Raw genomic sequence first — 25,063 nt, 5'->3', positions numbered from 1 at the left:
GGCGCTAGCATGAACGGGCATTGCGGAGGAACCGATGAGCGATTTCACCCCCCTGCAGGCCCTGGGGCCCCTGGCCCCGGCAGACCTGTCCGGCCAGGACCTCGAGCGCTACCTGGGCCACTACGGCCTGGCTCCCCTGCTGGCCGAACACGTGGGCCTCTACGTGGGGTACCTGGAGGCCGGAGACTTCCGCCTCTGGACCCAGGTCTGGAGTCCCGCGGCGCCCATCGGCACGGCCTTCGTGGTCCACGGCTACTTCGACCACCTCGGCCTCTACCGCCACCTGCTGGAGTGCCTGCTCGCGCGGGGCTGGCGGGTCGTGCTATGGGACCTGCCCGGCCACGGACTCTCCAGCGGCCGCCGCGCCTCCATCGACGACTTCAGTGACTATGGCAGCTGCCTGCACCACCTGCAGCAACATCTCGAGGAGGAGGGGCTGGCCCCGCGGCCCTGGCTGGGCGTAGGCCAGAGTACCGGGGCGGCGATTCTCGCCACCGACGCCCTGACCCGCGGCGACGACGGCGCCTGGTCGGGCCTGGCATTGCTGGCCCCACTGGTGCGCCCCTGGGGCTGGAATCAGTCGAGCTGGCTGCACCGCCTGGTGGGCCCCTTCGTCGAGTCGATCCCGCGCAAGTTCCGCGCCAACTCCACGGATGCCGACTTCGCCGACTTCCTGCGCGAGGGTGACCCCCTCCAGGCCGACCGCCTGGCGATGGACTGGGTGGGGGCCATGCGACGCTGGATGCCGCAGCTGCTGGCACTGCCGCCGAGCCCGGTTCCCACCCTGATCCTGCAGGGCGAGCAGGACCTGACCGTGGACTGGGAGTGGAACCTCGAGGTGCTGGCGCGCAAGTTCCCCGCCGCCGAGATCCATCGCCACCCCGAGGCCCGTCACCACCTGGTCAACGAGGCCGAGCCGATTCGCCGCGAGCTGTTCACCGTCCTCGACCGCTTCATTGCCGGACTGGAACCGGCCGATACCCCGCCCCGGGAGGCGACCTCACCATGAAGCCCCACCTGCCACTGCTGCTGGCGACCCTGCTGCTCGCCGGCTGTGCCGCTGCGCCGGAGCAGCCGACCACGCTGCGCCAGGCGCTGTTCGGGCTGGGCGAGCGCGCCGCCGAGCGGCTCACGGCGACGCCGCCCCTGCCCAGCCCGGCGGTCGATCAGGTCCTGCTGCTGGCCAGGCCGGAGGTCGACCCGCGCCTGGGGCTCGGCGACGAGCGCGTGCTCGAGAGCCTGACCCGCGCCCTGCTGGCGGTCAGCGACGGCCCCCAGGTACTGGAATGGCGGGACGCCATGGCCGAGGGGGGCGGCGACAACCAGTGGCGCCTGGACAGCCGACTCGAGGCCGACGGCCCGCGGCTGCAGCTCTCGGACCGCGAGCTGCTGCCCTATCGCCTGAGCCTGGAGCTGCGGCGCGCAGGGAACGGCGAGCCGGAGTGGCGCAGCGAGATCAGCGGGGCCCTGGACGCCACCGCCCTCTGAGCGGTCAGGTCCTCAGCCCTTGAGCAGGCGATCGAGCTGCCGGTAGCCGATCGCCTCGATCAGCTGGTCACGCCCGGGACGCGCCTCACCGGCCAGGTCGGCGAGGGTCAGGGCCACCCGCAGGACCCGGTGGTAGGCCCGGGCCGAGAGCTTGAGACGCTCCAGCACGCTGGCCAGCCAGGCACGATCCGCCGCCTGCAGGGCGCAAGCCTCCTCCAGGGCCCGCCCGGCCAGCCGCGCGTTCAGCGCGCCCCGGGCCGCCTGCCTCGCGCGCGCCGCCAGCACCCGCTCGCGCACCACCGCCGAGGACTCCCCCGGTTCGCGGGAAGTGAGTTGCTCCGGCGCCAGCGCCGGCACCTCCACCTGCAGGTCGATGCGGTCGAGCAATGGTCCCGAGAGGCGCGCCTGGTAGCGCTGGATCTGGGCCGCCGTGCAATGGCAGGCCTGGCGCGGGTCGCCCAGGTGGCCGCAGGGGCAGGGATTCATGGCCGCCACCAGCTGGAACCCCGCAGGGTAGCGCCGCTCGTGGCTGGCCCGGGCGATATGGATCTGCCCCGACTCCATGGGCTCGCGCATCACCTCCAGCACGTGTCGCGAGAACTCCGGCAGCTCGTCGAGGAACAGCACCCCGCGGTGGGCCAGGGAGATCTCGCCGGGCCGCGGCCGGGAGCCGCCACCCACCAGGGCCACGGCACTGGCGGTATGGTGCGGGGCACGGAAGGGGCGCACGCCCCACTCCTCCGCATGCGAAAGCCCGCTGACCGAGCGGATGGCCGCCACCTCGAGAGCCTCCTCCTCGGAGAGCGGCGGCAGGATGCCCGGCAGGCGGCTGGCCAGCATGGTCTTGCCGGTCCCGGGCGGGCCGGCGAACAGCAGGTTATGCCCGCCGGCGGCGGCCACTTCCAGGGCGCGACGGGCCTGGTGCTGGCCACGCACCTCCGCCAGGTCAGGGCCCGCCTCGGGGGCCAGGACGGCTGTCGGGGCGCGGTGGGGCGAGATGGGCGACTGGCCCAGCAGGTGGGCCACCACCTCCAGCAGGTGATCCGCCGGCAGTACCTCGAGGTCGCCGGCCAGGGCCGCCTCGTCGGCGTTGGCCCGCGGCACGATCAGGCGCCGGCCGGCGCGGTGTGTCGCCATGGCCAGCGGCAGGACGCCGGACACCGGGCGCAGGCGGCCATCCAGGGCCAGCTCGCCCGCGCACTCGACGCCCGCCAGCGCTTCGGGCGGCACCTGGCCGGAGGCCACCAGCAGGCCCAGGGCGATGGGCAGGTCGAAGCGGCCCCCCTCCTTAGGCAGGTCGGCGGGCGCCAGGTTGAGGGTTATCCGCCGCAACGGGAAGTCGAATCCGGCGTTCACCAGGGCACTGCGCACCCGCTCGCGGCTCTCCTTGACGGCGGCCTCCGGCAGACCCACCAGGGTCATGCCGGGCAGGCCGTTGGCCAGGTGTACCTCCACCAGCACCTCGGGCGCCTCGAGTCCGAGGCCGGCCCGGGTGTGGATGATTGCCAGCGTCATCGGCGATCCCTCGCAGCCCGTCTGCCCTCAGGCTAGCCCAGCCCGACGGGATGCGCCCGGCACCGGCCGGGGGGTCAGCGGTCGGTCTCGCCGGCGCCGGCATCCTCCTCGGGGCTCGGCGCCTCCGGCAGCGCGGCGGGCGGCTCGCTCGGCGTCGCCTCCCGCGAGGCGTTGTCGTCCAGCGCCGCCTCGAGGGCCGCCACCTGCGTCTCCAGCGCCTCGACCCGCGCCCGGGTGCGCTGCAAGACGTCCATCAGGATGTCGAAATCCTCCCGCGAGACCAACTCCAGGCGATCGAAGGCGCCCTTCACCACCTGCTGGATGCCCTTCTGTACCTCCTCCGGGGCCTGGGAGGCGCCCTGCAGGCGGTCGCCGATCTGCTGGGCCAGGCGGCTGATGCGATCATGGCTCACCATGGTGTCTCTCCTGAATCGTGATGGGATGCCTGCCCACAGGATACGCAAGGCCCTCGTCCGACGCATTCTTCGCCGCCGCCCCCTTGTGGAGCATGCGCACCACGGCCGCGCACCACAACAGGGCAGCCGCGGCGACACCGCGCCTCCCCCTGCCGGAAACCTGCCCCGACATCCACTTCATCACGCTGATATCAAAGCCATATTCACTGAGTTGGCACGCTTTGCGCTTGGGCAGAACAGCCACTCATCGCGCGGCATCACGCCGCCGACATCCAGCAGGGGAGATCCGGGATGAAGCTGATCACTGCCATCATCAAGCCGTTCAAGCTCGACGACGTGCGCGAGGCACTCGCCGACAACGGCGTCCAGGGCATCACTGTCACCGAGGTCAAGGGCTTCGGGCGCCAGAAGGGCCACACCGAGCTCTATCGCGGTGCAGAGTACGTCGTCGACTTCCTGCCCAAGGTGAAGGTCGAGGTCGCGGTGGACGACTCGCGGCTGGAGACGGTGCTCGATGCCATCTGCAGCGCGGCCAACAGCGGCAAGATCGGCGACGGCAAGGTCTTCGTCACGCCGCTGGAGGACGTCATCCGCATCCGCACCGGTGAGCGCGGCGCCGATGCCGTCTGACCGACGCCCCACTTCCCATTCCTGACGTGGAGAGACCCTCATGGTCGAATTACCGGAGCTGAGCTACGCGCTCGATACCTTCTACTTCCTGATCTGCGGCGTCCTGGTGATGTGGATGGCGGCCGGCTTCTCGATGCTCGAGGCGGGCCTGGTGCGCTCCAAGAACACCGCCGAGATCCTGACCAAGAACATCGCCCTGTTCGCCATCGCCTGCACCATGTACCTGCTGGTGGGCTACTACCTGATGTACTCCAGCGGCGCGGGCGGCGTCCTGCCGAGCCTGGGCGCACTGATCGGCAGCGAGAACGGTGTCGACGCGGTACTGGCCGGCGGTGACGACGCCCCCTACTACTCGATGCGCTCGGACTTCTTCTTCCAGGTGGTGTTCGTGGCCACCGCCATGTCCATCGTCTCGGGTGCCGTGGCCGAGCGCATGAAGCTGTGGGCCTTCCTGGCCTTCGCGGTGGTCATGACCGGCTTCATCTACCCGGTGTCGGGCTACTGGACCTGGGGTGGCGGCTGGCTGGCCGAGGTCGGCTACTCCGACTATGCCGGTTCCGGCATCGTGCACCTCGCTGGTGCCGCCGCGGCCCTGGCCGGCGTGCTGGTGCTCGGTCCGCGCAAGGGCAAGTACGGCAAGGACGGCAGCATCTACGCCATTCCCGGCGCCAACCTGCCGCTGGCCACCCTGGGTACCTTCATCTTGTGGATGGGCTGGTTCGGCTTCAACGGCGGCTCCGAGCTGAAGATGTCCGACGTCGCCTCCGCCAACAACGTGGCCCAGGTGTTCGTCAACACCAACGCGGCCGCCGCCGGGGGCGTGATCGCCGCCCTGGTCCTGGCCAAGCTGTGGTTCCGCAAGGCCGACCTGACCATGGCCCTGAACGGTGCCATCGCCGGCCTGGTGGCCATCACCGCCGACCCGCTGTCGCCCAGCGCCCTGGGGGCCGTGCTGATCGGTGCCGTGGGTGGCCTGCTGGTCGTCACCTCCATCGTGGTGCTCGACAAGCTCAAGCTCGATGACCCGGTAGGCGCCATCTCCGCCCACGGCGTGGTGGGCATCTGGGGCGTGCTGGCGGTCCCCTTCACCAACGCCGAGGCCGGCTTTGGCCCCCAGATCATCGGCATCCTCGGCATCTTCGTCTGGGTGTTCGTGGCCAGCCTGGTCGTCTGGCTGATCCTCAAGGCCGTGATGGGCATCCGGGTCACCGAGGAAGAAGAGTACGAAGGCGTCGACCTGACCGAGTGCGGGCTGGAAGCCTACCCCGAGTTCAGCGCCTCGAAGAAGTGAGCCTGGCCCCGGAATGCACGAGCACGCTCAACCGGGCCCCCTTCGGGGGGCCTTTTTTATTCCTCCCGCACCGGGTGTATGCTCTGGCACAATGAACCCAAAAGGGGGTGGCCCAGCGCCACCGACCAACGGACAGGACGAGGATCAAGACCATGAAACTGGTGACCGCCATCATCAAGCCGTTCAAGCTCGACGACGTACGGGAGTCGCTCTCCGAGATCGGTGTCCAGGGCATCACCGTCACCGAGGTCAAGGGCTTCGGGCGCCAGAAGGGCCACACCGAGCTCTATCGCGGCGCCGAGTACGTGGTCGACTTCCTGCCCAAGGTGAAGCTCGAGGTGGCCGTAGACGACGAGATGGCCGAGAAGGTGATCGACGCCATCACCCAGGTCGCGAATACCGGCAAGATCGGCGACGGCAAGATCTTCGTCACCGCCCTGGAACAGGTGATCCGCATCCGTACCGGCGAGACCGGAAAAGATGCTGTCTAAGCGCCAAGCGGCCAAGCGGCCAAGCGGCCAAGCGGCCAAGCGGCCAAGCGGAGTCTAGGTCCAGGTAACAATTAACAAGAAACCCCACTGGAGGTCGGCCTGGTGGGGTTTCGCGTTTCTGCCTTGCTACCTGCTGCCCGTCACCGAACAGCTTGGCGGCTCGGCGCTTGAAGCTCGGCGCCTATTTCTCGACGAAGGCCCGCTCGATGACATAGTCGCCGGGCTCGCCCATGCGCGGCGAGATGGTGAACCCGAGCTCGTCCAGCAGGTGGCTGGTGTCATCGAGCATCGCCGGGCTGCCGCAGATCATGGCGCGATCCTGCTTGGGGTCGATGGCCGGCAGGCCGGTGTCCTCGGCCAGCTTGCCGCTGCGGATATGGTCGGTGAGGCGCCCCATGGTATGGAAGGTCTCGCGGGTCACGGTGGGGTAGTAGACCAGCTTGTCGCTGATCTCCTCGCCGAGGTACTCGTGGGCCGGCAGGTCCTTCTGGATGAAGTCGGCGTAGGCCAGCTCGCTGACGTTGCGCACGCCGTGCACCAGCACCACCTTCTCGAAACGCTCGTAGACCTCCGGGTCCTGGATCAGGCTCATGAACGGGGCCAGGCCAGTGCCGGTGGAGAGCAGGTAGAGGTTGCGCCCCGGCAGCAGGTCGTCGGTGACCAGGGTGCCGGTGGGCTTGCGGCTGACCATGATCTGGTCGCCCACCTTGAGGTGCTGCAGCCTCGAGGTCAGGGGGCCGTCAGGCACCTTGATGCTGAAGAACTCGAGGTGGTCCTCGTAGTTAGGGCTGGCGATGGAGTAGGCCCGCATCAGCGGCTTGCCGTTCACCTCGAGGCCGATCATCACGAACTGGCCGTTCTTGAAGCGCAGGCTGCGCTCACGGGTGGTCCGGAAACTGAACAGGGTATCGTTCCAGTGGTGCACACTCAGAACGTCCTCAAGCGCAAACTTGCTCATGCCGACTCCTTGATATTCCAGAATAGAATAGACCGGACAGCCAATCTTTGATTGCAATTCTAAGAGTCGGGGCAATATCTGTTAAATGGATTGTATGGATAACACTTATCTATACTGTGGATATCAGCTCTAGGTATCACACCCGCCGAGGAACGTCATGCGTTACACCCTGCGCCAGCTGGAAGTCTTCGTCGCCGTGGCCCAGCACGAGAGCGTCTCCCGGGCGGCCCGCGCCCTGGCGCTCTCGCAGTCGGCGACCAGTACCGCGCTGGCCGAGCTGGAGCGGCAGTTCGACTGCCGGCTGCTCGACCGCATAGGCAAGCGCCTCAAGCTCAATGCCCTGGGCTTCCAGCTGCTGCCCAAGGCGGTGGCCCTGCTCGACCGGGCCGAGGAAGTGGAGGAGCTGCTGCGTGGCCAGCAGGGCATCGGCACCCTGGACGTGGGCGCCACCCTGACCATCGGCAACTACCTGGCGACCCTGCTGATCAGCGACTTCATGCAGCGCCATCCGGGCAGCCGGGTTCGCCTCTCGGTGCGCAACACCCGGACCATCATCGACAGCGTTCGCCAGCACGGGCTCGACCTGGGGCTGATCGAGGGGCAGTGCGAGGAGGAGGACGTGATCACCCAGCCCTGGGTGGAGGACGAGCTGGCGGTGTTCTGCTCGCCCCGCCACCCGCTCGCCACGGCCGGCCCGGTGGAGCTGGACCGCCTGCTGCGCGAGGCCTGGATCATGCGCGAGCAGGGCTCCGGCACCCGGCTGACCCTGGAGCAGGCGGCCCGTCACCGCCGCGGGCGCTTCAACATCCTGCTGGAGCTGGAACATACCGAGGGCATCAAGCGGGCGGTGGAATCGGGGCTCGGCATCGGCTGCGTCTCGAAGCTGGCGCTGCGCGACGCCTTCCGCCGCGGCAGCCTGGTGCCCATCGCCACCCCGGAGCTGGACCTGAGCCGCCAGTTCACCTTCATCTGGCACCGCCACAAGTACCTGGCCACCGGCATGCGCGAGTTCCTCAAGCTGTGCCGGCAGATGACCGAGGGCATCCGCCGCAGCGACCAGATCGATCTGCCCCAGGTGCCCTGACGCAGCGCGGCCCGGCGAAAGGGCCGGGCCGCGGGGAGAGGACCAGCGCGTGGCTAGCGCAGGTCGCTGACCGCCTCCTGGATATCGGCGAGGGAGGCCTTGGTGAGATCCTTGGCCAGGGTGTGGATCACCAGCTTGGCGGTCGGGCCATCGACCTTGTCCCGCAGCTGGCCGAGGAAGCGCGGCGGTGCCACCAGGATCAGCTTCTCCATGGTGTTGTCGACGCGGGCGCGATAGAGCCGCTCGGCGACCTCGCGGGCGAAGATCTCCTCGTGGTGCTGGGTCGCGACATTCTCCCCGCCGGCGCTGCGCGCCGTCGTCGAGGTCGACTCGTGGACGTCGCCACCGCGGTCCGTCACCAGGTCCCCCTCGTGCATGCGCCCCTCGGCATGGACGAGGCTGTCCTGCTCGCTGACCTTGAGTCCATTGCGGGTGAACAGCCGAGCCCGCGCCGCATCAGCCACCACGATATAGGTTGTCATAGCCGCTCCTTGATGCTGGGTGAGTTGACGGAAGTCCTCCCGACGGGACACCCCACTTCCGCCTCTCGTTCCACATTGGCAAGCCCACCCCCGTTGGTCAACATGGCGATACGCGAAGACTGCAGGGCGACGGGATCTGGGGTAGCATCCTGCCCTGGCCGGCATGGACGTCGGCCCGACTCATCACCACGATGTGCATCCCCCGGGAGGACCCCGATGCGACAGTTCCTGTTTCCCCGTCGACCGCTGGCCCGCACCACCCTGCTGACCTGCCATCTGCTGCTGCAGCTCGGCCTGCTGGCCGGCGCTGCCCTGTGGCTGGCCCCACGCACGCCCTGGCTCGCCCCCGTCGACTGGGCCTCCGCCTGGCCGGCGCTGGCCCTGGCCGGGGGCGGCTGGCTGCTGGCCGCCGTGGCGCTGCGCCTGCTCGCCGAGCTCTGGCTGCTGCCCCACCACCTGGCCGCCCAGCGCCCCGGCTTCGCCCCCGGCGCCGTGGTCACTCGCTCCTGGGAGCGGCGGCCGGCGGTGCATGACCGCGAGGCCGCCTGGACCAGCGCGGCGAGCAGCGTCGCGCCCGAGGAAGAGAGCGTGCTGGGCAACGCCCGGGTGCTGCGCCCCGCCGAGCGCCACCGCCCTGAGCGCAGCGCCAGCGAACCGACCCTGGACCTTGCGACCGGCGGCCAGGCAGAGCCCGACGCCAGCGCCGAGCCGCGCCCCTAGGAGCGCGACACGCGGCGTGGCAGACGCCCCAGGCAGACCCGACGGAAACCATGCAGCCCCAGTGCCGCCGAGGCGGCACCCAGGCCGTTGGCCAGGATATCGGCCCAGTCGCCACCGAGGCGGCCGGGCACGGGGAGCTGGGCAACCTCGATGACGATGCCCAGCAGCAACGCGGCCAGGAAGGCCAGCGACAGGCGGACCCCGGCGAGCCCGAGCAGGCCCGCCAGGCCGGCATAGCCGATGAAGTGACTGGCCTTGTCCCAGGGCAGCGTCTCGGGCAGCTCGCTGCCGGGCGTCAGGCTGCCCCAGGCGATCACCAGGGCGGCCAGGCCGGCCAGCACCGCCCAGCGGCGGCGCCACTGCCGGTCCTCTCCGGCCGCCACCCGGTAGAGCCAGTCAGCCATGGGCGATGTTGCGGTGGTAGGCGGGGCTGAGGTCGTGGAGGGCCTCCATGAAGGCCGTGACATGGTCGGGGTCGGTGAACTGGTTGATGCCGTGCCCCAGGTTGAAGACATGGCCGGGCCCGTGACCGAAGCTGTCGAGGGTACGCGCCACCTCGGCACGGATTGCCGAGGGGCGGGCAAACAGCACGTGGGGGTCGAGGTTGCCCTGCAGGGCGACGCGATGGCCGACCCGCGCCCGGGCAACGGAGAGCTCGGTGGTCCAGTCCAGGCCAACGGCATCGGAGCCGGCCGCCGCGATGTCCTCGAGCCACTGGCCGCCATTCTTGGTGAACAGGATCACCGGCACCCGGCGCCCCTCGTGCTCACGGATCAGGCCGGCGACGATCTGCTCCATGTAGCGCAGCGAGAACTCCAGGTAGGCCGGCGTGGAGAGCGCGCCGCCCCAGGTATCGAAGATCTGTACCGCCTGGGCGCCGGCGCGGATCTGGGCGTTGAGGTAGTCGGTGACCGCATGGGCCAGGGTATCGAGCAGCCGATGCATGGTGTCCGGTGCGTCATAGAGCATCGTCTTGACGTGGCGGAAGTCCTTGCTGGAAGCCCCCTCCACCATGTAGGTGGCCAGCGTCCAGGGGCTGCCGGAGAAACCGATCAGCGGCACCCGGCCGTTCAGCTCGCGGCGGATGGTGGAGACTGCGCGCATCACGTAGTCCAGGTCGCGCTCGGCGTCCGGCGCCTGCAGGGCCTCCACCTCGGCCGCGGTGCGCACCGGCTTGCGGAATTTCGGCCCCTCGCCGGTCTCGAAGTAGAGCCCCAGCCCCATGGCATCGGGGATGGTCAGGATGTCCGAGAAGAGGATGGCCGCATCCAGGGGGTAGCGTTCCAACGGCTGCAGGGTGACCTCGCAGGCCAGCTCCTGGTTGCGGCACAGGTCCATGAAGCTGCCGGCATGGCCACGCACCTCACGATACTCCGGCAGGTAGCGGCCGGCCTGGCGCATCATCCATACCGGGGTACGGTCGACGGGTTGACGCGCCAGGGCGCGCAGAAAGCGGTCGTTCTTGAGTTCCATGCGGGCGCTCGTCCACGGAAAATGTGGGCATCATTGTACCCCATCGAACGGCCCGGGGATGAGCCCCGTGACACAACGGTGAGCCGGCCCGGCCTTCCTGATAGAATGGCCCTCCACCCGTCGGCAACGCCGTGGTCTTCCACCGAGGTACATCGTGACGATTCGATTCATCGCCGCCTCCCGGCTGCCCACCCCCTGGGCCACCTTCACCATGCATGGCTTCGAGGACGATGCCACCGGCAAGGACCATATCGCCCTGACACTGGGCGACGTGGCCGATGGCGAACCGGTGCTGGGACGGGTCCACTCCGAGTGCCTGACCGGCGATGCACTCTTCTCCATGCGCTGCGATTGCGGCTTCCAGCTGCAGGAGGCGCTCAAGCGCATCGCCGAGGAGGGGCGGGGCGTGCTGCTCTACCTGCGGCAGGAAGGCCGCGGCATCGGCCTGCTCAACAAGATCCGCGCCTATCACCTCCAGGATGCCGGCGCCGACACCGTGGAAGCCAACGAACAGCTGGGCTTCGCCGCCGACCTGCGCCGCTACGACCTCTGCGTGCCGATGCTCGATCACCTGGGGATCAAGGCGCTGCGCCTGATGACCAACAACCCCCGCAAGGTCGACGCCCTGACCCAGGCCGGCGTGGTGGTCGTGGAACGCGTCCCGCTGACCACCGGTCTAAACCCTCACAACGAGCAATACCTCACCACCAAGGCCGGCAAGCTGGGCCACATGATGGCGCTGGGCGACTTCACCCAGGCCAGCGACGTGGATATCGAACGCAAGCCCTGAGCCACCGGGTCCCGGCATCGGGCTGGCTCCTCGGCAGGAGGCTCCCCGATGACCCACCCCGCCCGCGACGACGAGACGCCCTTCAGTGGCCTCGAGGAACTGCTGCACAGCATCAGCCATGGCATCGGCGCGGCGCTCAGCCTTGCCGGAGTGGTGGTGCTGCTGGTGCTGGCCAGCCTGGCCACCCGGGTCGACCCCTGGAAGCTCGTCGGCATCGGCTTCTACGGCGTCAGCCTGGTGCTGCTCTACACCGCCTCCACCCTCTACCATGGGGTCCGCCACCCGCGCCTGAAGGGCCTGTTCCAGTCGCTCGACCACTGCGCGATCTACCTGCTGATCGCCGGCACCTACACGCCCTTCCTGCTGGTCAACCTGCGCGGCCCCACGGGCTGGACGCTGTTCGCCACCGTCTGGTCCCTGGCCCTGGCCGGCATCGCCTGCAAGCTGGCCTGGCCCCACCGCTTCGCCGCGCTGCGGGTCACCATCTACCTGGTGATGGGCTGGCTGATCGTCGTCGCCGGCGACGAGCTGGCGGCCCGCCTCTCCGATACCGGCCTCGCCCTGCTGGTCGCCGGTGGCGTCACCTACACCCTGGGCGTGGCCTTCTATGCCATCAGCGCCATCCCCTTCAATCACGCGATCTGGCACCTGTTCGTCATGGGCGGCAGCGCCTGCCACTACTTCGCGGTCTACACCGCGGTGCTGCCCTTCACGGCCTGAGGGCGCCTCACGCCGGCTCGGCCGCGGCACGCTCGCGAGCCACCGCCCTGGCCAGGGCCGGGCGGGAAGCGCAGCGCTGACGGTAGGCCTCCAGCGCCACCGGCAGGCGGGTCTTGAACTGCACCGCCCAGCTCAGGGTATGCCCCAGCAGCAGATCCGCCAGAGTGAAGTGGTCGCCCACCAGCCAGCCCTCGCCCTCGAAGCGCCGCCCCAGCGCCTCCAGCGCCTGCTGGAACTCCCAGGCCGCGGTGGGGAGCACCGCCGGCACCCGCCGCTCCCGGGGCAGGGCGAACTTGTGCTTGGCCTGGGTCCAGAGCGCCTGCTCCAGCTCGCCCGTGGTGAAGAACAGCCACTGGTCGACCCGGGCGCGATCCTCGAGGGAGGCCGGCAGCAGGCCACCCGGCTCGCCATAGCGCTCCGCCAGGTAGCGGCAGATCGCCGCCGACTCGAACAGCGTCAGGTCGCCATCCACCAGCACCGGCACCTTGCCATCGGGATGGCGGGCGAGATGGGCGCCTTCCCGGCCCACGCCGGCCGCCAGGTTTACGTGCTGGCAGGCGTAGTCGAGCCCCAGCTCCTCCAGGGTCCAGGCGACCCGCAGCGAGCGGGAGGCGGGAAAGCTGTACAGGGTGATCATCGCGCGGCTCCGTGGGCAGTGCATCGGTCCCGCTACGCTAGCGCAGGGCGCGGCCGGTGGCGAGGCGCGGTGACGGCCGGGCGGGCGGCACGGCAGAGACACGAGCACGGCCACCCGGCCGATGTCAGGCGGCGCGCGCCTTGCGGATGCGCTCGTAGGCGCTGCCGATCTCGCTGGTGCGCTCCTTGGCGACCTCGCGCATGCTCTCGGGCAGGCCCTTGGCGGCGAGCTTGTCGGGGTGGTTCTCGCTCATCAGGCGGCGGTAGGCCTTCTTGATCTCGACGTCGCTGGCGTCCTGGTCGACCCCCAGCACCCGGTAGGCATCCTCCAGCGAGGGGCCCTCTTCGCCCGCCCCTCGGGGGCCACCGCGCAGCATGGCCTCGACCTGGGCGATCTCGGCCTCGCTGCACCCCAGGCCCCGCACCACCCGCATCAGCATCTCGTGCTCGGCGGGGTGCAGCTGGCCATCGGCGGCGACCGCGGCCAACTGCACCTGCAGGAAGACCTGACGCAGCGCGGGCTGGTGTGCCGCGATGCGGCGAACCCGGGCGAGCTCGGCGTCCAGGTCGAAGTCGTCGCCCTTGCCGCGGGTAAAGTCGGCGCGGGCCTGGGCGCGCTGGGCCTCGCTGAGCCGCAGCCGATCCCACAGCCGGCGGGAGGCTTCCAGTTCGTCCTCGGAGACCTGGCCATCGGCCTTGCACAGGCACCCCATGACGGCGAAGGTCGATTCCAGGAACTGGGACTGGAGGCCGACCAGCTTGTTCAGCAGGCGCTTGCGCAGGCCTCTACCCAGCCAGTAGCCCAGGGCGCCGCCCACCAGCAGGCCGATGGGGCCGCCGATGGCCAGCCCCAGCAGGGCACCGATCAGTATCAGGAACAGCATCGTAACCTCGTGAGCGAAAGATGACGGGGGTCAGGGCAGCCGAGTGCGGATCGAGGCCTCGAGGCCGTCCGCGTCCAGGCCGCACTCGACGAGCAGTTCGGCGGGCTTGCCGTGCTCGACGAAGGCATCGGGCAGCCCGAGGTTGAGCACTTCCACCTGCACCCCCTCGGCCATCAGCAGCTCGTTGACCGCACTGCCGGCCCCGCCGGCGACCACGTTCTCCTCCAGGGTCACCAGCAGGTCGTGCTCATCGGCCGCGGCCAGCACGGCGTCACGGTCCAGCGGCTTGATCGAGCGCATGTTGAGGTGGCTGGCGTCGAGGCGCTCGGCCACCTCTGCCGCCGGGCCATTGAGGCTGCCGAAGGCCAGCAGGGCCACCCGCGTCGCCTCGCCGCTGCCACGACGCCGCCACTCGGCACGGCCGATCTCGATCGGCTCGAGGTGATCGGGCGTGGTGACGCCCGGGCCGGTGCCGCGCGGGTAGCGCACCGCCGCGGGACCGGGGTGGTGGTAGGCGGCGCTGAGCATCGCCCGGCACTCGGCCTCGTCGGCGGGGGCCAGCACCACCAGCCCCGGCACGCAGCGCAGGTAGGAGAGGTCCAGGCTGCCGTGGTGGGTGGGGCCGTCCTCGCCCACCAGGCCGGCGCGATCGATGGCGAAGGTGACATCCAGCCCCTGCACCGCCACGTCGTGGATCAGCTGGTCGTAGCCACGTTGCAGAAAGGTGGAGTAGATCGCCACCACCGGCTTCATGGCCTCGCAGGCCAGGCCCGCGGCCAGGGTCACCGCATGCTGCTCGGCGATGGCCACGTCGAAGTAGCGCTCGGGGTACTCCTTCGAGAAGCGCACCAGGTCGGAGCCCTCGCGCATGGCCGGGGTGATGCCGACCAGCCGCTCGTCCACCGCCGCCATGTCGCACAGCCAGTCGCCGAAGACGCGGCAGTACTTCTGCTTGCGGCTGGCCGACGGGCTGGCCGGCTTGAGCGGCGGCGGCGTCTCGCCGTTCTTCTCCAGCTTGGTGATGGCGTGGTAGCCGATGGGGTCGGCCTCGGCGGGCAGGAAGCCCTTGCCCTTGCAGGTCTTGACGTGGAGGAACTGGGGCCCCTCCAGGTCACGCATGTTGCGCAGCGTCTGCACCAGCAGCGGCAGGTCATGGCCGTCGATGGGCCCGATGTAGTTGAAGCCCAGCTCCTCGAAGAGCGTGGCCGGGCTGATCATGCCCTTCATGTGCTCCTCGGTGCGCCGCGCCAGCTCCAGGGCCCCGGGCAGGTGGGAAAGCACCCGCTTGCCGCCCTCTCGCATGCTGGTATAGGGCTTGCTGGTGAGGATGCGCGCCAGGTAGCTGGCCATGCCGCCGACGTTCTCGGAGATCGACATCTCGTTGTCGTTGAGCACCACCAGCAGGTTGGCATCCACATGGCCGGCATGGGCCAGGGCCTCGAAGGCCATCCCGGCGGTCAGGGCGCCGTCGCCGATCACCGCGCAGACCCGCCGCTGCTCGCCCCGGGTGCGGGCGGCCAGGGCCATGCCCAGGGCCGCCGAGATCGAGGTGCTCGAATGGCCCACGCCGAAGGTGTCGTACTCCGACTCGGCGCGCCGCGGGAAGGCGGCAAGGCCGCCGTACTGGCGGATGCCGGTCATCGCCTCGCGACGCCCGGTGAGGATCTTGTGGGGGTAGGCCTGGTGGCCCACGTCCCAGACCAGGCGGTCGTAGGGGGTCTCCAGCGCCTGGTGCAGGGCCACGGTAAGCTCCACCACGCCCAGGCCGGCGCCGAAGTGGCCGCCGGAGACGCCCACGCTGTAGAGCAGGTAGGCGCGCAGCTCGTCGGCCACCTGGGCCAGCTGGCCGGCGTTCATGGCGCGCAGTGCGGCCGGGGTATCCAGGGTATCGAGCAGCGGCGTGGCCGGACGCTCGACGGGGATGTCATCGAACAGCTTCATGAGGGCCCTGTAGTGTCAATGGTCACGCTCGATCATGTAGCGGGCCAGGTCGGCCAGGGGGCTGGCGGCCTCGCCCAGTGGCGCCAGGGCCGCCACCGCCGTCTCGACCAGCTCGTCGGCCCGTCGACGGGCACCCTCGAGCCCCAGCAGGCTCGGGTAGGTGGGCTTGGCCCGGGCGGCGTCGGCCCCGGAGGTCTTGCCCAGGGTGGCGGTGTCGCCGGTCACGTCGAGGATGTCGTCGTGGATCTGGAAGGCCAGGCCGATGGCGTCGGCGTAGGCATCCAGGGCGGCCAGCCGGGGGTCGGCCTCGTCCACGGCGACCAGGCCGCCGAGGCGCACCGCGGCGCGGATCAGCGCACCGGTCTTGTGGCCATGCATGGCCGCCAGGGCCGCCGCGTCGGGATGCCCGCCGACGGCGGCGAGGTCCAGCGCCTGGCCGGCCACCATGCCGTCGCGCCCGGCGGCGCCGGCCAGGCCGGCGACCAGTGCCGGCAGCCGGGGATGAGCGGTTCGCGCCAGCACCTCGAAGGCCAGCGCCTGCAGGGCGTCACCGGCGAGGATCGCGGTGGCCTCGTCATAGGCCCGGTGCACCGTGGGCTGGCCGCGGCGCAGGTCGTCGTCGTCCATGGCCGGCAGGTCGTCATGGACCAGCGAATAGGCGTGGACCAGCTCCAGCGCCATGGCCGAGGCGTCCAGATCGTCCTCCGCCGCCCCCAGGGCGCGGCCGGCCGCATAGACCAGCACCGGCCTCAGCCGCTTGCCTCCCACCAGCAGGCCGTGGCGCATGGCCGCCTCGAGGCGCGGCGAGGGGGCCGAGCGCGCCGCGAAGAGGGCCTCGAGACGGGCATCGACCCGGGCCCGGTCCGCGGCCAGCCGGTCGGCCAGGGCATCAGCGCTCACCATCGTCCTCCGCGGCGGGCGCATCGAAGGGTTGCAGGTCGACGCCGCCGGCCTCGCCCTCGGTCAGGGTGCGCACCCGCAGCTCCGCCTCGTCGAGCCGACGCTGGGCGTCGCGGGTCAGGCGCACGCCCTGCTCGAAGGCGGACAGCGACCCCTCCAGCGACAGCTCGCCGGACTCCAGTCGCTCGACGAGCTGCTCGAGCCGCTCGACGGTGGCGGCGAAGTCGGCCGGTGCCGGCTCGGCGCCGTTGCCTTGGCTGTGCTGTTCCGCCATCGCCTCTCTCGCTGGTGGCTGGTTCATGGGCGGACAGTATACACGCTCTCCCCGGGGGGTCGTCTGCCCCGGCCGGCCCCCGCGCAACTTGCATGCCATTCATCCATGGCGCTCAGCATTTTCATCCTCGCTCATGCCGGCTGTGGTAAGCTATCGGCCCTGTTTCGAGCCTGCCCTTGGGCCCCAGGCTCTTCAGCATCTTCATGACACATGCATGCGGCGCGCGCCGACGAAGGGGTTGAATCGACCATGGCCAAAACGTCCCTGGACAAGAGCAAGATCAAGATCCTGCTGCTCGAGGGCGTCCACCAGAGCGCGGTGGACAACCTACTCAATGCCGGTTACACCAACATCGAGCACCTGCCGACCTCGCTGGACGAGGCGACACTGATCGAGAAGATCCGTGACGTCCACTTCATCGGCATCCGCTCGCGCACCCAGCTCAACGAGCGCGTCTTCGACGCGGCCGAGAAGCTGGTGGCGGTGGGCTGCTTCTGCATCGGGACCAACCAGGTGGACCTCGATGCCGCCCTGGTACGCGGCATTCCGGTCTTCAACGCCCCCTTCTCCAATACCCGCTCGGTGGCCGAACTGGTGCTGGCCGAGGCGATCATGCTGCTGCGCGGCATCCCCGAGAAGAGCGCCCGCGCCCACGAGGGCGGCTGGCTGAAGTCGGCCAAGAATGCCCATGAGGCGCGCGGCAAGACGCTGGGCATCATCGGCTACGGCAGCATCGGCTCTCAGCTCTCGGTGCTCGCCGAGTCGCTGGGCTTCGACGTCATCTACTACGACGTGGTGACCAAGCTGGCGATGGGCAATGCCCGCCAGGTGGCCAGCCTCGAGGAGCTGCTGGCCCGTGCCGACGTGGTCAGCCTGCACGTGCCGGACCTGCCCTCCACCCGCTGGATGATCGGCGAGCCCGAGATCGCCCTGATGAAGCCGGGCAGCATCCTGATCAACGCCTCGCGCGGCAGCGTGGTGGTGATCGAGGCCCTGGCCGAGGCGCTGAAGGCCGGCCGCCTCAACGGCGCCGCCATCGACGTCTTCCCGGTGGAGCCCAAGGGCAACGAGGAGGAGTTCGAGAGCCCGCTGCGCGGCCTGGCCAACGTCATCCTCACCCCGCACATCGGCGGCTCCACCCTCGAAGCCCAGGAGAACATCGGTATCGAGGTCTCCGAGAAGCTGGTCACCTACTCCGACAACGGCACCACCGTCAGCTCGGTCAACTTCCCCGAGGTGGCCCTGCCGGCCCACCCGGGCAAGCACCGCCTGCTGCACATCCACGACAACGTGCCCGGGGTCCTCTCCGAGATCAACCGCGTGCTCTCCGAGAACGACATCAACATCCTTGGCCAGTACCTGCAGACCAACGAGCGAATCGGCTACGTGGTCATCGACGTGGACAAGGCCTACGGCTCGCGGGCCCTGGAAGCCCTGCGCCAGGTGAAGCACACCCTGCGCGTGCGGGTACTCTACTCCGAGAGCAGCTACGCCGACTGACCCCCGTTGCCTCCCGTCAGACCGGAGCCGTCGCGTCGATGACGCGGCGGCTCTTTTCGTGAACGGCACCCATGCCGCAGGGTTTCCAGCCGGCTCACTCCCGGTCCCCAGGCACGCCCCTGCCGGTCGCTCTCGAGCAGCATGCCGGGAGCCGACGGGCGTTGAGCACCACGCTCTTGACAGTTGACCCAACGCCTTCCATTTTGTACACAATCCATGCCAGTCAATGGATGACAGTTAGAGTACACACATCATGTCGAAGGTACCTGAACCAGGACTCCGGCCCAGCGCGCGACCTGGGTAACCCTTTGTCCATTCAGCGGCCGCTTGACGGCCCACCGGGAGGACAACATGCCCCAGCCCAACCCGACCCTGTGGATCCGGGCCCCCCGTGCCTGCAGCGATGCGCGTGCCGCCGGCGGCGTGGTGATTCAGGACGGACGCATCGTGGAGGCGATGCCTTCAGGCGTCACACCGACAACACCGGTGGATGAGGTCTTCGACGCCTCGGCGCATGTGCTGCTGCCCGGGCTGGTGAATACCCATCATCACTTCTACCAGACTCTGACCCGGGCCTACTCGCCGGCCCTGAACAAGGAACTCTTCCCCTGGCTGACGACCCTCTACGACGTCTGGGCCAATCTCACCGAGCGCCAGCTCGCCCTCGCCAGCGAACTCGCCATGGTCGAGCTGCTGATGTCCGGCTGCACCACCGTGGCCGACCACCACTACGTCTTCTCCGGCGCGCTGGAGAATGCCATCGACGTCCAGGTGGAGACCGCCCGCCGCCTCGGCGTGCGGGCCGCCCTCACCCGGGGCTCGATGAGCGTGGGCCGCGACGACGGCGGCCTGCCGCCCCAGTCCGTGGTGCAGGACGAGACCACCATCCTCGACGAGAGCGCCCGGCTCATCGACGCCCACCACCAGCGCGGCGACGGCGCCATGACCACCATCGCCCTGGCGCCCTGCTCGCCCTTCTCGGTGAGCCGCGAGCTGATGCAGGAGAGTGCCCGCCTGGCCGAGGAGAAGGACGTGCGCCTGCACACCCACCTGGCCGAGACCGAGGACGAGACGGCCTACTGCCAGCGCCTCTTCGGCATGCGCCCGCTGGACTACCTGGAGGCCACCGGCTGGCTGGGCCCGCGCACCTGGCTGGCCCATGGCATCCACTTCGACGAGGACGAAGTGGCGCGGCTCGGCGCGGCGGGTACCGGCATCGCCCACTGTCCGTCGTCGAACATGGTGCTGGGCTCCGGCATGTGCCGCACCCTGGAGCTCGAGGCCGCCGGCTGCCCGGTGGGCCTGGCGGTGGACGGCTCGGCCTCCAACGATCACTCCAACCTGGCCGAGGAGATGCGCCAGGCCCTGCTGCTGGGCCGGCTGCGCTACTCGCCGAGCCGGGTGACCCATGACGACGTGATCCGCTGGGCCACCCGCGGCTCGGCGGCCTGCCTGGGGCGCACCGACATCGGCGGGCTGGCACCCGGCCAGCAGGCCGACCTGGCGCTTTTCCGGCTGGACGAGGCCCGCTTCTCGGGTGCCGAGAACCCGGTCGCGGCCCTGCTGCTGTGCGGGGCCCACCGCGCCGACCGGGTGATGGTCGCCGGGCACTGGCGCCTGATCGATGGCCGGCCACGGGACCTCGACCTCGACGCCCTGCTGGCCCGACATGACCAGGCCGCCCGCGAACTGCGCGGCTCGCGCTGATTCCCTTCCCGCTCCCTCTGTTCTCAACCACGTCCAACAACGACAACAGGAGACACCCCATGACCACCGAGTCTTCCGCCGACGCGACGGAGCGCCGGGTGCGCAGCACCCAGGACGTCGATACGATGCCGCCCCTGGGGCGCGCCATCCCGCTGGGCATCCAGCACGTGCTGGCCATGTTCGTCAGCAACGTCACGGTGCCCATCATCATCGCCGGTGCCGCCGGCCTGTCCGAGGAGCAGACCACGCTGATGATCCAGGCGGCGATGTTCGTGGCCGGGGTGGCCACCCTGGTGCAGTCGCTGGGGATCGGGCCCATCGGCGCCCGCCTGCCCATCGTCATGGGCACCAGCTTCGGCTTCGTGCCGGTGCTGATCCCCATCGCCGTGGGCATGGGCATTCCCGCCGCCCTGGGCGCGGCTCTCTGCGGTGGCGTGGCCATGGCCCTGGTGGGGCTCTTCCTGCCTTGGGTGCGCTTCCTCTTCCCGCCGGTGGTAACCGGCACCTTCGTGATCATGATCGGTACCCTGCTGATGCCGGTCGGCTTCGCCTATGCGGGGGGCGGCTTCGGCGCCGAGGACTTCGGCTCCCTGCATCACCTGCTGCTGGCCGGCCTGGTGCTGGTGGTCACCGTCGGCCTGCACCAGTTCGGCCGCGGCATCTGGTCGGAGATCTCGCCGCTTGCCGGCCTGGTGTCCGGCTTCGTGGCGGCCGTCGTCTTCGGCTACGTGGACTTCTCCTCCATCGGCTCCGCCGACTGGTTCGCCCTGCCGATCCCCTTTGCCATCGGCCTCGAGTTCCACCTGGCGGCGATCCTGCCGGTGGTGCTGCTGGCCGTGGTGACCTGCGCCGAGTCGATCGGCGACATCGTCGGCACCACCGTCGGCGGGGTGAACCGCGAACCCACCCAGAAGGAGCTCTCCGGGGGCGTGATGGCCGACGGTCTGGCCAGCGTCTTCGCCGCCATCTTCAACGCCTATCCACAGATCAGTTTCAGCCAGAACGTCGGCATCGTGGCGCTGACCGGCGTGGTCAGCCGCTACGTGGTGGCCATCGGCGGCGCCTTCCTGGTCATCGCTGGCCTGCTGCCCAAGCTCGGCGGCCTGGTCTCCAGCATCCCCAACTCGGTGCTGGGCGGCGCGGTGCTGATCATGTTCGGCATGATCGCCAGCGCCGGCATCAAGATGCTCAGCGGCATCGACTTCAACAAGCGCAACATGCTGATCATCGCCATGTCTCTGGCCGCCGCCATCGGCCTGCCCGCCCAGGAGGGGCTCTACGCCGAATACTCCGAGAACGTCCAGGCGATCATCGAATCGGGGCTGATCCCCGGCGCGCTCTGCGCCATCGTGCTCAACCTGATTCTGCCCCGCCAGGACCGGGTGTTCCGCAGCGACGTCTGAGGTCGCCGACCCCGCCCCGCCGCGCCTCGAGTCGGCGGGGCGTCGGCGCTCAGAAGCAGGTCTCGAGGACCTCGACCACCGCCAGCGACTCGTCGACCCGGCACAGGCGCCGCCACTTGTCGAAGGTCAGGCAGGGATGGGAGATGCCGAAGGCGACGATGTCGCCCACGCGCACGTCACCCGCCGCCTCGGGCAGGCGCACGAAGGCGTGCTGGTCCATGAGCTTCTCCACCCGCCAGCCCTCGACCGGCAAGGTCCGTTCCGCCGTCCCGCCTTCGCGATAGCGGCGCAGCGCCCGCGGCAGGCGGTCGCCGCCGACATCGCGACGCCCCATGGCGACGATGGCCAGGCCCGGCTCCGGCAGCGACTGCACCTGGGCGAAGACCTCCAGGGCCGGGCGCAGCCCCTCGCCGAGGGCCGGCCGACGCCCCAGCACCCGGGCCTGCGCCTCGCCGTAGAGCCCGTGGTCGTGGGTCACGTAGCAGCCGGGCCGCATCACCCGGCGGACCTGACCGTCCAGCCCGGCATCGCGGAAGGCCTCGGCGACGATGTCGTGCCAGGCGGACCCCGAGGCAGTGACCAGCGGGCGCGCCACCGCCAGCCGGCCGGCGCGCTGCAGGGCGATGAGGGTGTCGACCAGGTCGGCCGCATAGGCCGCCACCGCCGCCTCCGGAGAGGCCCCCGCCTCGGCCTGGACCAGGCCCTCGTAGCCCTCCACGCCGGCGAGCTCGAGGCTGGCCGCCGCGTCGACCACGGCGGCCAGCGCCAGCACCTCCTCGCGGCTGCGACAGCCGCAGCGCCCGCCCGGCACCCCCCGCTCGATCAGCACCGGCAGGCGCAGGCCACGCCCGGCGAAGAAGGCGTCCAGCTCGCGGGCATTGTCGACGGAGTCCACCAGGCACCAGAGCTCGGCTCCGGCCTCGAGCAGCTCCGCCACGATGGCCATGTTGGCCCGCCCCACCAGCTGGTTGGCCAGCAGCAGGCGCGTCACGCCATGGGCGAAGGCGGCCCGGCACTGGGGGGCGGTAGCCAGGGTGATCGCCCAGGCGCCGCCTTCCCGCTGGCGGCGAAAGAGCGCCGGGGCCATGGTGGTCTTGCCGTGGGGCGCCAGCAGGGCGCCATGGGCATCGCAGAAAGCCTGCATCCAGCCCAGGTTGTGGGCCAGCGATGCCTCGTGCAGCACCGCCGCCGGCAGGCTCACGTCCGCCAGCAGGCGGGGGCCGGTCTCGGGCAGCCCCTTGTGCTCGGCGCGGGCGGGCGCCGCCAGGCAGGCGGTGGACTCGGGGGACACGTCGTTCATGGGCACTCCTCGCCAGGGACCATCTTTGGTCGCAAGCCTAACGAAAGCACTGCCCGGGGCGCTAGGCTGGGAGCTCTTCCTTCCACCGGAGTCCCCACGATGCAGGACGATAGCCCCCTGGTTCGCCGCCATGAAGACGATGGCGTGACCACCCTGACGCTGAACCGGCCGAAGCAGTTCAACGCACTCTCCGAGGAGATGCTCGAGGCGCTGGGTGGCGAGCTCGACCGCCTGGCCGACGACGCGCACGTGCGCTGCGTGGTGCTCGCCGCCGAGGGCCGCGCCTTCTGTGCCGGTCACGACCTCAAGCAGATGCGTGCCAACCCCGACGAGGCCTACTACCAGCAGCTCTTCGCGCGCTGCGGGGCCGTGATGCAGGCCATCGTCGACCTGCCGGTGCCAGTGGTCGCCCGGGTGCAGGGCATCGCCACGGCGGCGGGCTGCCAGCTGGTGGCCAGCTGTGACCTGGCCGTGGCGGCGCGTTCGGCGCGCTTCGCCGTCTCAGGCATCAATGCCGGGCTGTTCTGCTCCACCCCGGCGGTGGCGCTGTCGCGCAATGTCGCCCGCAAGCGGGCCATGGAGATGCTCTTCACCGGCGAGTTCATCGACGCCGACCAGGCCCGCGTCTGGGGGCTGGTCAACCGGGTCGCCGACGACGCGGCTCTCGACGAGGCGCTGAGCGCACTCACCTCAAGCATCTGCGCCAAGAGCGCGGTCGCGGTGCGTACCGGCAAGGCGATGTTCCACCGCCAGCTCGCCATGCCGCTGGACGAGGCCTACGCCTACGCCGGGGAGGTGATGGCCTGCAACATGATGGCCGAGGACGCCGGCGAGGGGATCGACGCCTTCATCGAGAAGCGCCCGCCCCAATGGCGACACCGCTGAGACCACGGCGGCATCGCGGGATGGAAGCCATTTCCGCAACCGCGACAGCGCCCGGTCGACAAGGTATCCTGTGGCCTTAAGAGAACGCGGCAGGAGGACGATCCGGGTGAGCGAAGGCAAGCGCAGGACAGCGGGACGGCCCGCGGGGTCGGGCAAGAGCACCAGTGGCCACAGCCAGTCGCTGGTGCGCGGGCTCAACCTGCTCGAGCGCCTGGCGGCCAGTCCCGGCGGCCTGGCCCTCTCCGAGGTGGCCGAACAGGCGGAGCTCGCCCCCTCCACCACCCACCGGCTGCTGCAGGCCCTGCAGAGCCAGGGCTTCGTCACCCAGGACAGCGAACTCGGCGTGTGGAAGATCGACGTCAAGACCTTCCGCATCGGCAACAGCTTCCTCGAGGCCCGCGACTTCGTGGGTACCAGCCGCCCCTTCCTGCGCCGCCTCACCGCCCAGACCGGCGAGACGGCCAACCTCGGCGTGCGCGACGACGGCACGGCGGTGTTCCTGGCCCAGAGCGAGTCGCCGCAGATGATGCGCATGATCACCCGGCTCGGCTCCCGGGCCCCCCTGCACGCCTCGGGCGTCGGCAAGGCATTGATGGCCTGGCTACCGGACGACGAGCTCGAGCGCATTCTCGACGAGCGGGGCCTGGCACGCGTCACCGAGAATACCCTGCACACCCCCGCATCGCTGCGGGAAGGGCTGGCGGAGATCCGCCGCCAGGGCTTCGCCTGCGACCGGGAGGAGCACGCCATCGGCCTGCAGTGCGTGGCCGCCTGCATCCACGACGAGCATGGCACCCCGCTGGCCGCCATCTCGGTCTCAGGCCCCAAGGCGCGCATCCCCGAGGCGCGACTGGCCGAGCTGGGCGCGCTGGTGCGCGACACCGCCGCCGAGATCACCGCCCGGCTGGGCGGCAAGGTACCGACGGCCTGACCGCGTCGCCTGCCCCCTGACCCGCAGACAGCGCCCGGCCATGGCCGGGCGCTGTCGTGTGGGCGGTGCGCTTAAGAGACAGGCCTAGCCGATCCGCTCCAACTGCCGCTCCAGCTTGCCCATGGCATTGAGCAGGTCACGGTACTCGCCCGCACTGAGGGTCGCCACGAGCTCCGCCTCCCACTCCTGGGCCTCCGGGATCAGCCGCGAGAGCAGCTCGGCTCCCTCGCGGGTCAGGTGCAGGTCATGCACCCGCTGGTCCCTGGCGGAGGGCGTCCGGGTCACCAGGCCACGATCGACCAGCGCCTGCACCGCCCGGGAGACCCGCGCCTTGTCCATGTTGGTGTAGGTGCAGACCTTCTTGGCGGTGAGATCATCGCAGTGGCTGAGCCAGGCCAGCACACGCCACTGGGCCACGTTGAGGTCGTAGCGCTGTGCGTACATGCGCTCCAGTTCGTCGCTGATGCGGTCGGCCAGCCGGTTGAGCCGATAGGGGAGAAACTGGTTGAGGTCCAGCCGGCCGGGCCCCTGCTGCGGTACTCCTTGATGCTCCTCGCCTGACGGCATCCCACCCTCCTCCTTGTCTGAGGCCCCGAACTCATCCACAGACGAATAGTTGCATATGAAACCACCTCGGTCTAGCA

27 protein-coding genes are annotated in these 25,063 nt (G+C 70.0%); 14 read left to right on the top strand and 13 right to left on the bottom strand.

Annotated elements, in window-relative coordinates; genetic code table 11:
- Positions 1-34 precede the first annotated feature (34 nt).
- A complete protein-coding gene (locus DFP85_RS13030; protein WP_133636733.1) occupies positions 35-1,009 on the top strand; it encodes an alpha/beta hydrolase in 975 nt (324 codons plus the stop codon).
- Positions 1,006-1,488: a hypothetical protein gene (locus DFP85_RS13025; protein ID WP_133636731.1), complete on the top strand. Its 483-nt coding sequence runs from the start codon at positions 1,006-1,008 to the stop codon at positions 1,486-1,488. Before DFP85_RS13030 ends, DFP85_RS13025 begins: the two co-directional genes overlap by 4 nt.
- 12 nt (positions 1,489-1,500) lie before the next feature.
- On the opposite strand, the gene DFP85_RS13020 is transcribed toward DFP85_RS13025, so the two are convergent.
- Positions 1,501-3,003, bottom strand: coding sequence for a YifB family Mg chelatase-like AAA ATPase (locus DFP85_RS13020; protein WP_133636729.1), 1,503 nt, complete (start codon positions 3,001-3,003; stop codon positions 1,501-1,503).
- Positions 3,004-3,077: 74 nt separating this feature from the next.
- Positions 3,078-3,419 carry an accessory factor UbiK family protein gene (locus tag DFP85_RS13015; RefSeq protein WP_133636727.1) on the bottom strand — a complete coding sequence of 114 codons (342 nt, stop codon included), beginning with the start codon at positions 3,417-3,419 and terminating at the stop codon, positions 3,078-3,080.
- Positions 3,420-3,710: 291 nt separating this feature from the next.
- Between DFP85_RS13015 and DFP85_RS13010 the strand changes: the two genes are divergently transcribed.
- From DFP85_RS13010 to glnK, 3 genes are all read left to right on the top strand, one after another.
- Entirely contained in the window at positions 3,711-4,049 is a 339-nt protein-coding gene (locus DFP85_RS13010; protein WP_106231078.1) for a P-II family nitrogen regulator, read from the top strand.
- A gap of 40 nt (positions 4,050-4,089) precedes the next feature.
- Positions 4,090-5,340, top strand: coding sequence for an ammonium transporter (locus tag DFP85_RS13005; RefSeq protein ID WP_133636725.1), 1,251 nt, complete (start codon positions 4,090-4,092; stop codon positions 5,338-5,340).
- 152 nt (positions 5,341-5,492) lie between these two features.
- Complete coding sequence (glnK, locus tag DFP85_RS13000) at positions 5,493-5,831, top strand: P-II family nitrogen regulator (RefSeq protein WP_106231080.1); 339 nt, start codon at positions 5,493-5,495, stop codon at positions 5,829-5,831.
- A 181-nt stretch (positions 5,832-6,012) separates the two neighbouring features.
- On the opposite strand, the gene DFP85_RS12995 is transcribed toward glnK, so the two are convergent.
- A complete protein-coding gene (locus tag DFP85_RS12995; protein WP_133636723.1) occupies positions 6,013-6,789 on the bottom strand; it encodes a ferredoxin--NADP reductase in 777 nt (258 codons plus the stop codon).
- Positions 6,790-6,946: 157 nt separating this feature from the next.
- On the opposite strand from DFP85_RS12995, the gene DFP85_RS12990 reads away from it, so the two are divergent.
- On the top strand, positions 6,947-7,873 hold the full coding sequence (locus DFP85_RS12990) for a LysR family transcriptional regulator (RefSeq protein ID WP_106231082.1): 927 nt from the start codon (positions 6,947-6,949) through the stop codon (positions 7,871-7,873).
- A gap of 53 nt (positions 7,874-7,926) precedes the next feature.
- On the opposite strand, the gene DFP85_RS12985 is transcribed toward DFP85_RS12990, so the two are convergent.
- Positions 7,927-8,520, bottom strand: a complete 594-nt coding sequence (locus DFP85_RS12985) for a host attachment protein (protein ID WP_166644643.1) — start codon at positions 8,518-8,520, stop codon at positions 7,927-7,929.
- A 51-nt stretch (positions 8,521-8,571) separates the two neighbouring features.
- Here DFP85_RS12985 and DFP85_RS12980 point away from each other — a divergent pair, with 51 nt between their 5' ends.
- On the top strand, positions 8,572-9,075 hold the full coding sequence (locus DFP85_RS12980) for a hypothetical protein (protein WP_133636719.1): 504 nt from the start codon (positions 8,572-8,574) through the stop codon (positions 9,073-9,075).
- Here DFP85_RS12980 and DFP85_RS12975 read toward each other — a convergent pair.
- Together DFP85_RS12975 and hemE are read right to left on the bottom strand one after the other, a co-directional pair.
- The gene (locus DFP85_RS12975) at positions 9,072-9,479 is read right to left on the bottom strand and encodes a VanZ family protein (protein WP_133636717.1); all 408 of its coding nucleotides are present in this window, start codon (positions 9,477-9,479) and stop codon (positions 9,072-9,074) included. The two genes, DFP85_RS12980 and DFP85_RS12975, sit on opposite strands and share 4 nt — an antisense overlap.
- On the bottom strand, positions 9,472-10,548 hold the full coding sequence (gene hemE, locus DFP85_RS12970) for a uroporphyrinogen decarboxylase (protein WP_133636715.1): 1,077 nt from the start codon (positions 10,546-10,548) through the stop codon (positions 9,472-9,474). Before hemE ends, DFP85_RS12975 begins: the two co-directional genes overlap by 8 nt.
- 154 nt (positions 10,549-10,702) lie before the next feature.
- Between hemE and ribA the strand changes: the two genes are divergently transcribed.
- Together ribA and trhA are read left to right on the top strand one after the other, a co-directional pair.
- Positions 10,703-11,338 (top strand): GTP cyclohydrolase II, encoded by a 636-nt coding sequence (ribA, locus tag DFP85_RS12965; protein WP_133636713.1) that lies wholly within the window; start codon positions 10,703-10,705, stop codon positions 11,336-11,338.
- Positions 11,339-11,386: 48 nt separating this feature from the next.
- Entirely contained in the window at positions 11,387-12,058 is a 672-nt protein-coding gene (gene trhA / locus DFP85_RS12960) for a PAQR family membrane homeostasis protein TrhA (protein ID WP_133636711.1), read from the top strand.
- A 7-nt stretch (positions 12,059-12,065) separates the two neighbouring features.
- Here trhA and DFP85_RS12955 read toward each other — a convergent pair whose 3' ends face one another.
- From DFP85_RS12955 to DFP85_RS12935, 5 genes are all read right to left on the bottom strand, one after another.
- Positions 12,066-12,695, bottom strand: a complete 630-nt coding sequence (locus DFP85_RS12955) for a glutathione S-transferase family protein (protein ID WP_133636709.1) — start codon at positions 12,693-12,695, stop codon at positions 12,066-12,068.
- A gap of 124 nt (positions 12,696-12,819) precedes the next feature.
- Positions 12,820-13,578, bottom strand: a complete 759-nt coding sequence (gene djlA / locus DFP85_RS12950) for a co-chaperone DjlA (RefSeq protein WP_133636707.1) — start codon at positions 13,576-13,578, stop codon at positions 12,820-12,822.
- A 30-nt stretch (positions 13,579-13,608) separates the two neighbouring features.
- Complete coding sequence (gene dxs / locus DFP85_RS12945; RefSeq protein ID WP_133636705.1) at positions 13,609-15,519, bottom strand: 1-deoxy-D-xylulose-5-phosphate synthase; 1,911 nt, start codon at positions 15,517-15,519, stop codon at positions 13,609-13,611.
- 15 nt (positions 15,520-15,534) lie between these two features.
- A complete protein-coding gene (locus DFP85_RS12940; RefSeq protein WP_133636703.1) occupies positions 15,535-16,422 on the bottom strand; it encodes a polyprenyl synthetase family protein in 888 nt (295 codons plus the stop codon).
- Positions 16,409-16,693 (bottom strand): exodeoxyribonuclease VII small subunit, encoded by a 285-nt coding sequence (locus DFP85_RS12935; RefSeq protein ID WP_133636701.1) that lies wholly within the window; start codon positions 16,691-16,693, stop codon positions 16,409-16,411. Before DFP85_RS12935 ends, DFP85_RS12940 begins: the two co-directional genes overlap by 14 nt.
- A gap of 249 nt (positions 16,694-16,942) precedes the next feature.
- Here DFP85_RS12935 and serA point away from each other — a divergent pair, with 249 nt between their 5' ends.
- The 3 genes from serA to DFP85_RS12920 all read left to right on the top strand — a co-directional run bounded on the left by serA (position 16,943) and on the right by DFP85_RS12920 (position 21,303).
- Positions 16,943-18,193, top strand: a complete 1,251-nt coding sequence (gene serA / locus DFP85_RS12930) for a phosphoglycerate dehydrogenase (protein WP_133636699.1) — start codon at positions 16,943-16,945, stop codon at positions 18,191-18,193.
- Between the two features lie 351 nt (positions 18,194-18,544).
- Complete coding sequence (locus tag DFP85_RS12925; protein ID WP_133636697.1) at positions 18,545-19,900, top strand: 8-oxoguanine deaminase; 1,356 nt, start codon at positions 18,545-18,547, stop codon at positions 19,898-19,900.
- A 59-nt stretch (positions 19,901-19,959) separates the two neighbouring features.
- Positions 19,960-21,303, top strand: a complete 1,344-nt coding sequence (locus DFP85_RS12920) for a uracil-xanthine permease family protein (protein ID WP_133636695.1) — start codon at positions 19,960-19,962, stop codon at positions 21,301-21,303.
- 49 nt (positions 21,304-21,352) lie between these two features.
- On the opposite strand, the gene DFP85_RS12915 is transcribed toward DFP85_RS12920, so the two are convergent.
- Entirely contained in the window at positions 21,353-22,603 is a 1,251-nt protein-coding gene (locus DFP85_RS12915) for an amino acid deaminase (protein ID WP_133636693.1), read from the bottom strand.
- A gap of 99 nt (positions 22,604-22,702) precedes the next feature.
- Between DFP85_RS12915 and DFP85_RS12910 the strand changes: the two genes are divergently transcribed.
- Together DFP85_RS12910 and bhcR are read left to right on the top strand one after the other, a co-directional pair.
- A complete protein-coding gene (locus DFP85_RS12910; protein ID WP_133636691.1) occupies positions 22,703-23,488 on the top strand; it encodes an enoyl-CoA hydratase in 786 nt (261 codons plus the stop codon).
- Positions 23,489-23,594: 106 nt separating this feature from the next.
- Entirely contained in the window at positions 23,595-24,419 is an 825-nt protein-coding gene (gene bhcR, locus DFP85_RS12905; protein WP_133636689.1) for an HTH-type transcriptional regulator BhcR, read from the top strand.
- A gap of 84 nt (positions 24,420-24,503) precedes the next feature.
- On the opposite strand, the gene DFP85_RS12900 is transcribed toward bhcR, so the two are convergent.
- A complete protein-coding gene (locus DFP85_RS12900; RefSeq protein ID WP_133636687.1) occupies positions 24,504-24,986 on the bottom strand; it encodes a MarR family winged helix-turn-helix transcriptional regulator in 483 nt (160 codons plus the stop codon).
- Between the last annotated feature and the right edge of the window lie 77 nt (positions 24,987-25,063).

It is taken from the genome of Halomonas ventosae (genome assembly GCF_004363555.1).
Classification (GTDB): domain Bacteria; phylum Pseudomonadota; class Gammaproteobacteria; order Pseudomonadales; family Halomonadaceae; genus Halomonas; species Halomonas ventosae.
This window is presented reverse-complemented; position numbering and strand designations above follow the sequence as displayed.

Excerpts from the sequence above, each read along its gene's own strand:
- DFP85_RS13030 (WP_133636733.1), top strand. The coding sequence starts at position 35 with ATGAGCGATTTCACCCCCCTGCAGGCCCTGGGGCCCCTGGCCCCGGCA.
- DFP85_RS13025 (WP_133636731.1), top strand. The coding sequence starts at position 1,006 with ATGAAGCCCCACCTGCCACTGCTGCTGGCGACCCTGCTGCTCGCCGGC.
- DFP85_RS13020 (WP_133636729.1), bottom strand. The coding sequence starts at position 3,003 with ATGACGCTGGCAATCATCCACACCCGGGCCGGCCTCGGACTCGAGGCG.
- DFP85_RS13015 (WP_133636727.1), bottom strand. The coding sequence starts at position 3,419 with ATGGTGAGCCATGATCGCATCAGCCGCCTGGCCCAGCAGATCGGCGAC.
- DFP85_RS13010 (WP_106231078.1), top strand. The coding sequence starts at position 3,711 with ATGAAGCTGATCACTGCCATCATCAAGCCGTTCAAGCTCGACGACGTG.
- DFP85_RS13005 (WP_133636725.1), top strand. The coding sequence starts at position 4,090 with ATGGTCGAATTACCGGAGCTGAGCTACGCGCTCGATACCTTCTACTTC.
- glnK (WP_106231080.1), top strand. The coding sequence starts at position 5,493 with ATGAAACTGGTGACCGCCATCATCAAGCCGTTCAAGCTCGACGACGTA.
- DFP85_RS12995 (WP_133636723.1), bottom strand. The coding sequence starts at position 6,789 with ATGAGCAAGTTTGCGCTTGAGGACGTTCTGAGTGTGCACCACTGGAAC.
- DFP85_RS12990 (WP_106231082.1), top strand. The coding sequence starts at position 6,947 with ATGCGTTACACCCTGCGCCAGCTGGAAGTCTTCGTCGCCGTGGCCCAG.
- DFP85_RS12985 (WP_166644643.1), bottom strand. The coding sequence starts at position 8,520 with ATGCCGGCCAGGGCAGGATGCTACCCCAGATCCCGTCGCCCTGCAGTC.
- DFP85_RS12980 (WP_133636719.1), top strand. The coding sequence starts at position 8,572 with ATGCGACAGTTCCTGTTTCCCCGTCGACCGCTGGCCCGCACCACCCTG.
- DFP85_RS12975 (WP_133636717.1), bottom strand. The coding sequence starts at position 9,479 with ATGGCTGACTGGCTCTACCGGGTGGCGGCCGGAGAGGACCGGCAGTGG.
- hemE (WP_133636715.1), bottom strand. The coding sequence starts at position 10,548 with ATGGAACTCAAGAACGACCGCTTTCTGCGCGCCCTGGCGCGTCAACCC.
- trhA (WP_133636711.1), top strand. The coding sequence starts at position 11,387 with ATGACCCACCCCGCCCGCGACGACGAGACGCCCTTCAGTGGCCTCGAG.
- DFP85_RS12955 (WP_133636709.1), bottom strand. The coding sequence starts at position 12,695 with ATGATCACCCTGTACAGCTTTCCCGCCTCCCGCTCGCTGCGGGTCGCC.
- djlA (WP_133636707.1), bottom strand. The coding sequence starts at position 13,578 with ATGCTGTTCCTGATACTGATCGGTGCCCTGCTGGGGCTGGCCATCGGC.
- dxs (WP_133636705.1), bottom strand. The coding sequence starts at position 15,519 with ATGAAGCTGTTCGATGACATCCCCGTCGAGCGTCCGGCCACGCCGCTG.
- DFP85_RS12940 (WP_133636703.1), bottom strand. The coding sequence starts at position 16,422 with ATGGTGAGCGCTGATGCCCTGGCCGACCGGCTGGCCGCGGACCGGGCC.
- DFP85_RS12935 (WP_133636701.1), bottom strand. The coding sequence starts at position 16,693 with ATGGCGGAACAGCACAGCCAAGGCAACGGCGCCGAGCCGGCACCGGCC.
- serA (WP_133636699.1), top strand. The coding sequence starts at position 16,943 with ATGGCCAAAACGTCCCTGGACAAGAGCAAGATCAAGATCCTGCTGCTC.
- DFP85_RS12925 (WP_133636697.1), top strand. The coding sequence starts at position 18,545 with ATGCCCCAGCCCAACCCGACCCTGTGGATCCGGGCCCCCCGTGCCTGC.
- DFP85_RS12920 (WP_133636695.1), top strand. The coding sequence starts at position 19,960 with ATGACCACCGAGTCTTCCGCCGACGCGACGGAGCGCCGGGTGCGCAGC.
- DFP85_RS12915 (WP_133636693.1), bottom strand. The coding sequence starts at position 22,603 with ATGAACGACGTGTCCCCCGAGTCCACCGCCTGCCTGGCGGCGCCCGCC.
- DFP85_RS12910 (WP_133636691.1), top strand. The coding sequence starts at position 22,703 with ATGCAGGACGATAGCCCCCTGGTTCGCCGCCATGAAGACGATGGCGTG.
- DFP85_RS12900 (WP_133636687.1), bottom strand. The coding sequence starts at position 24,986 with ATGCCGTCAGGCGAGGAGCATCAAGGAGTACCGCAGCAGGGGCCCGGC.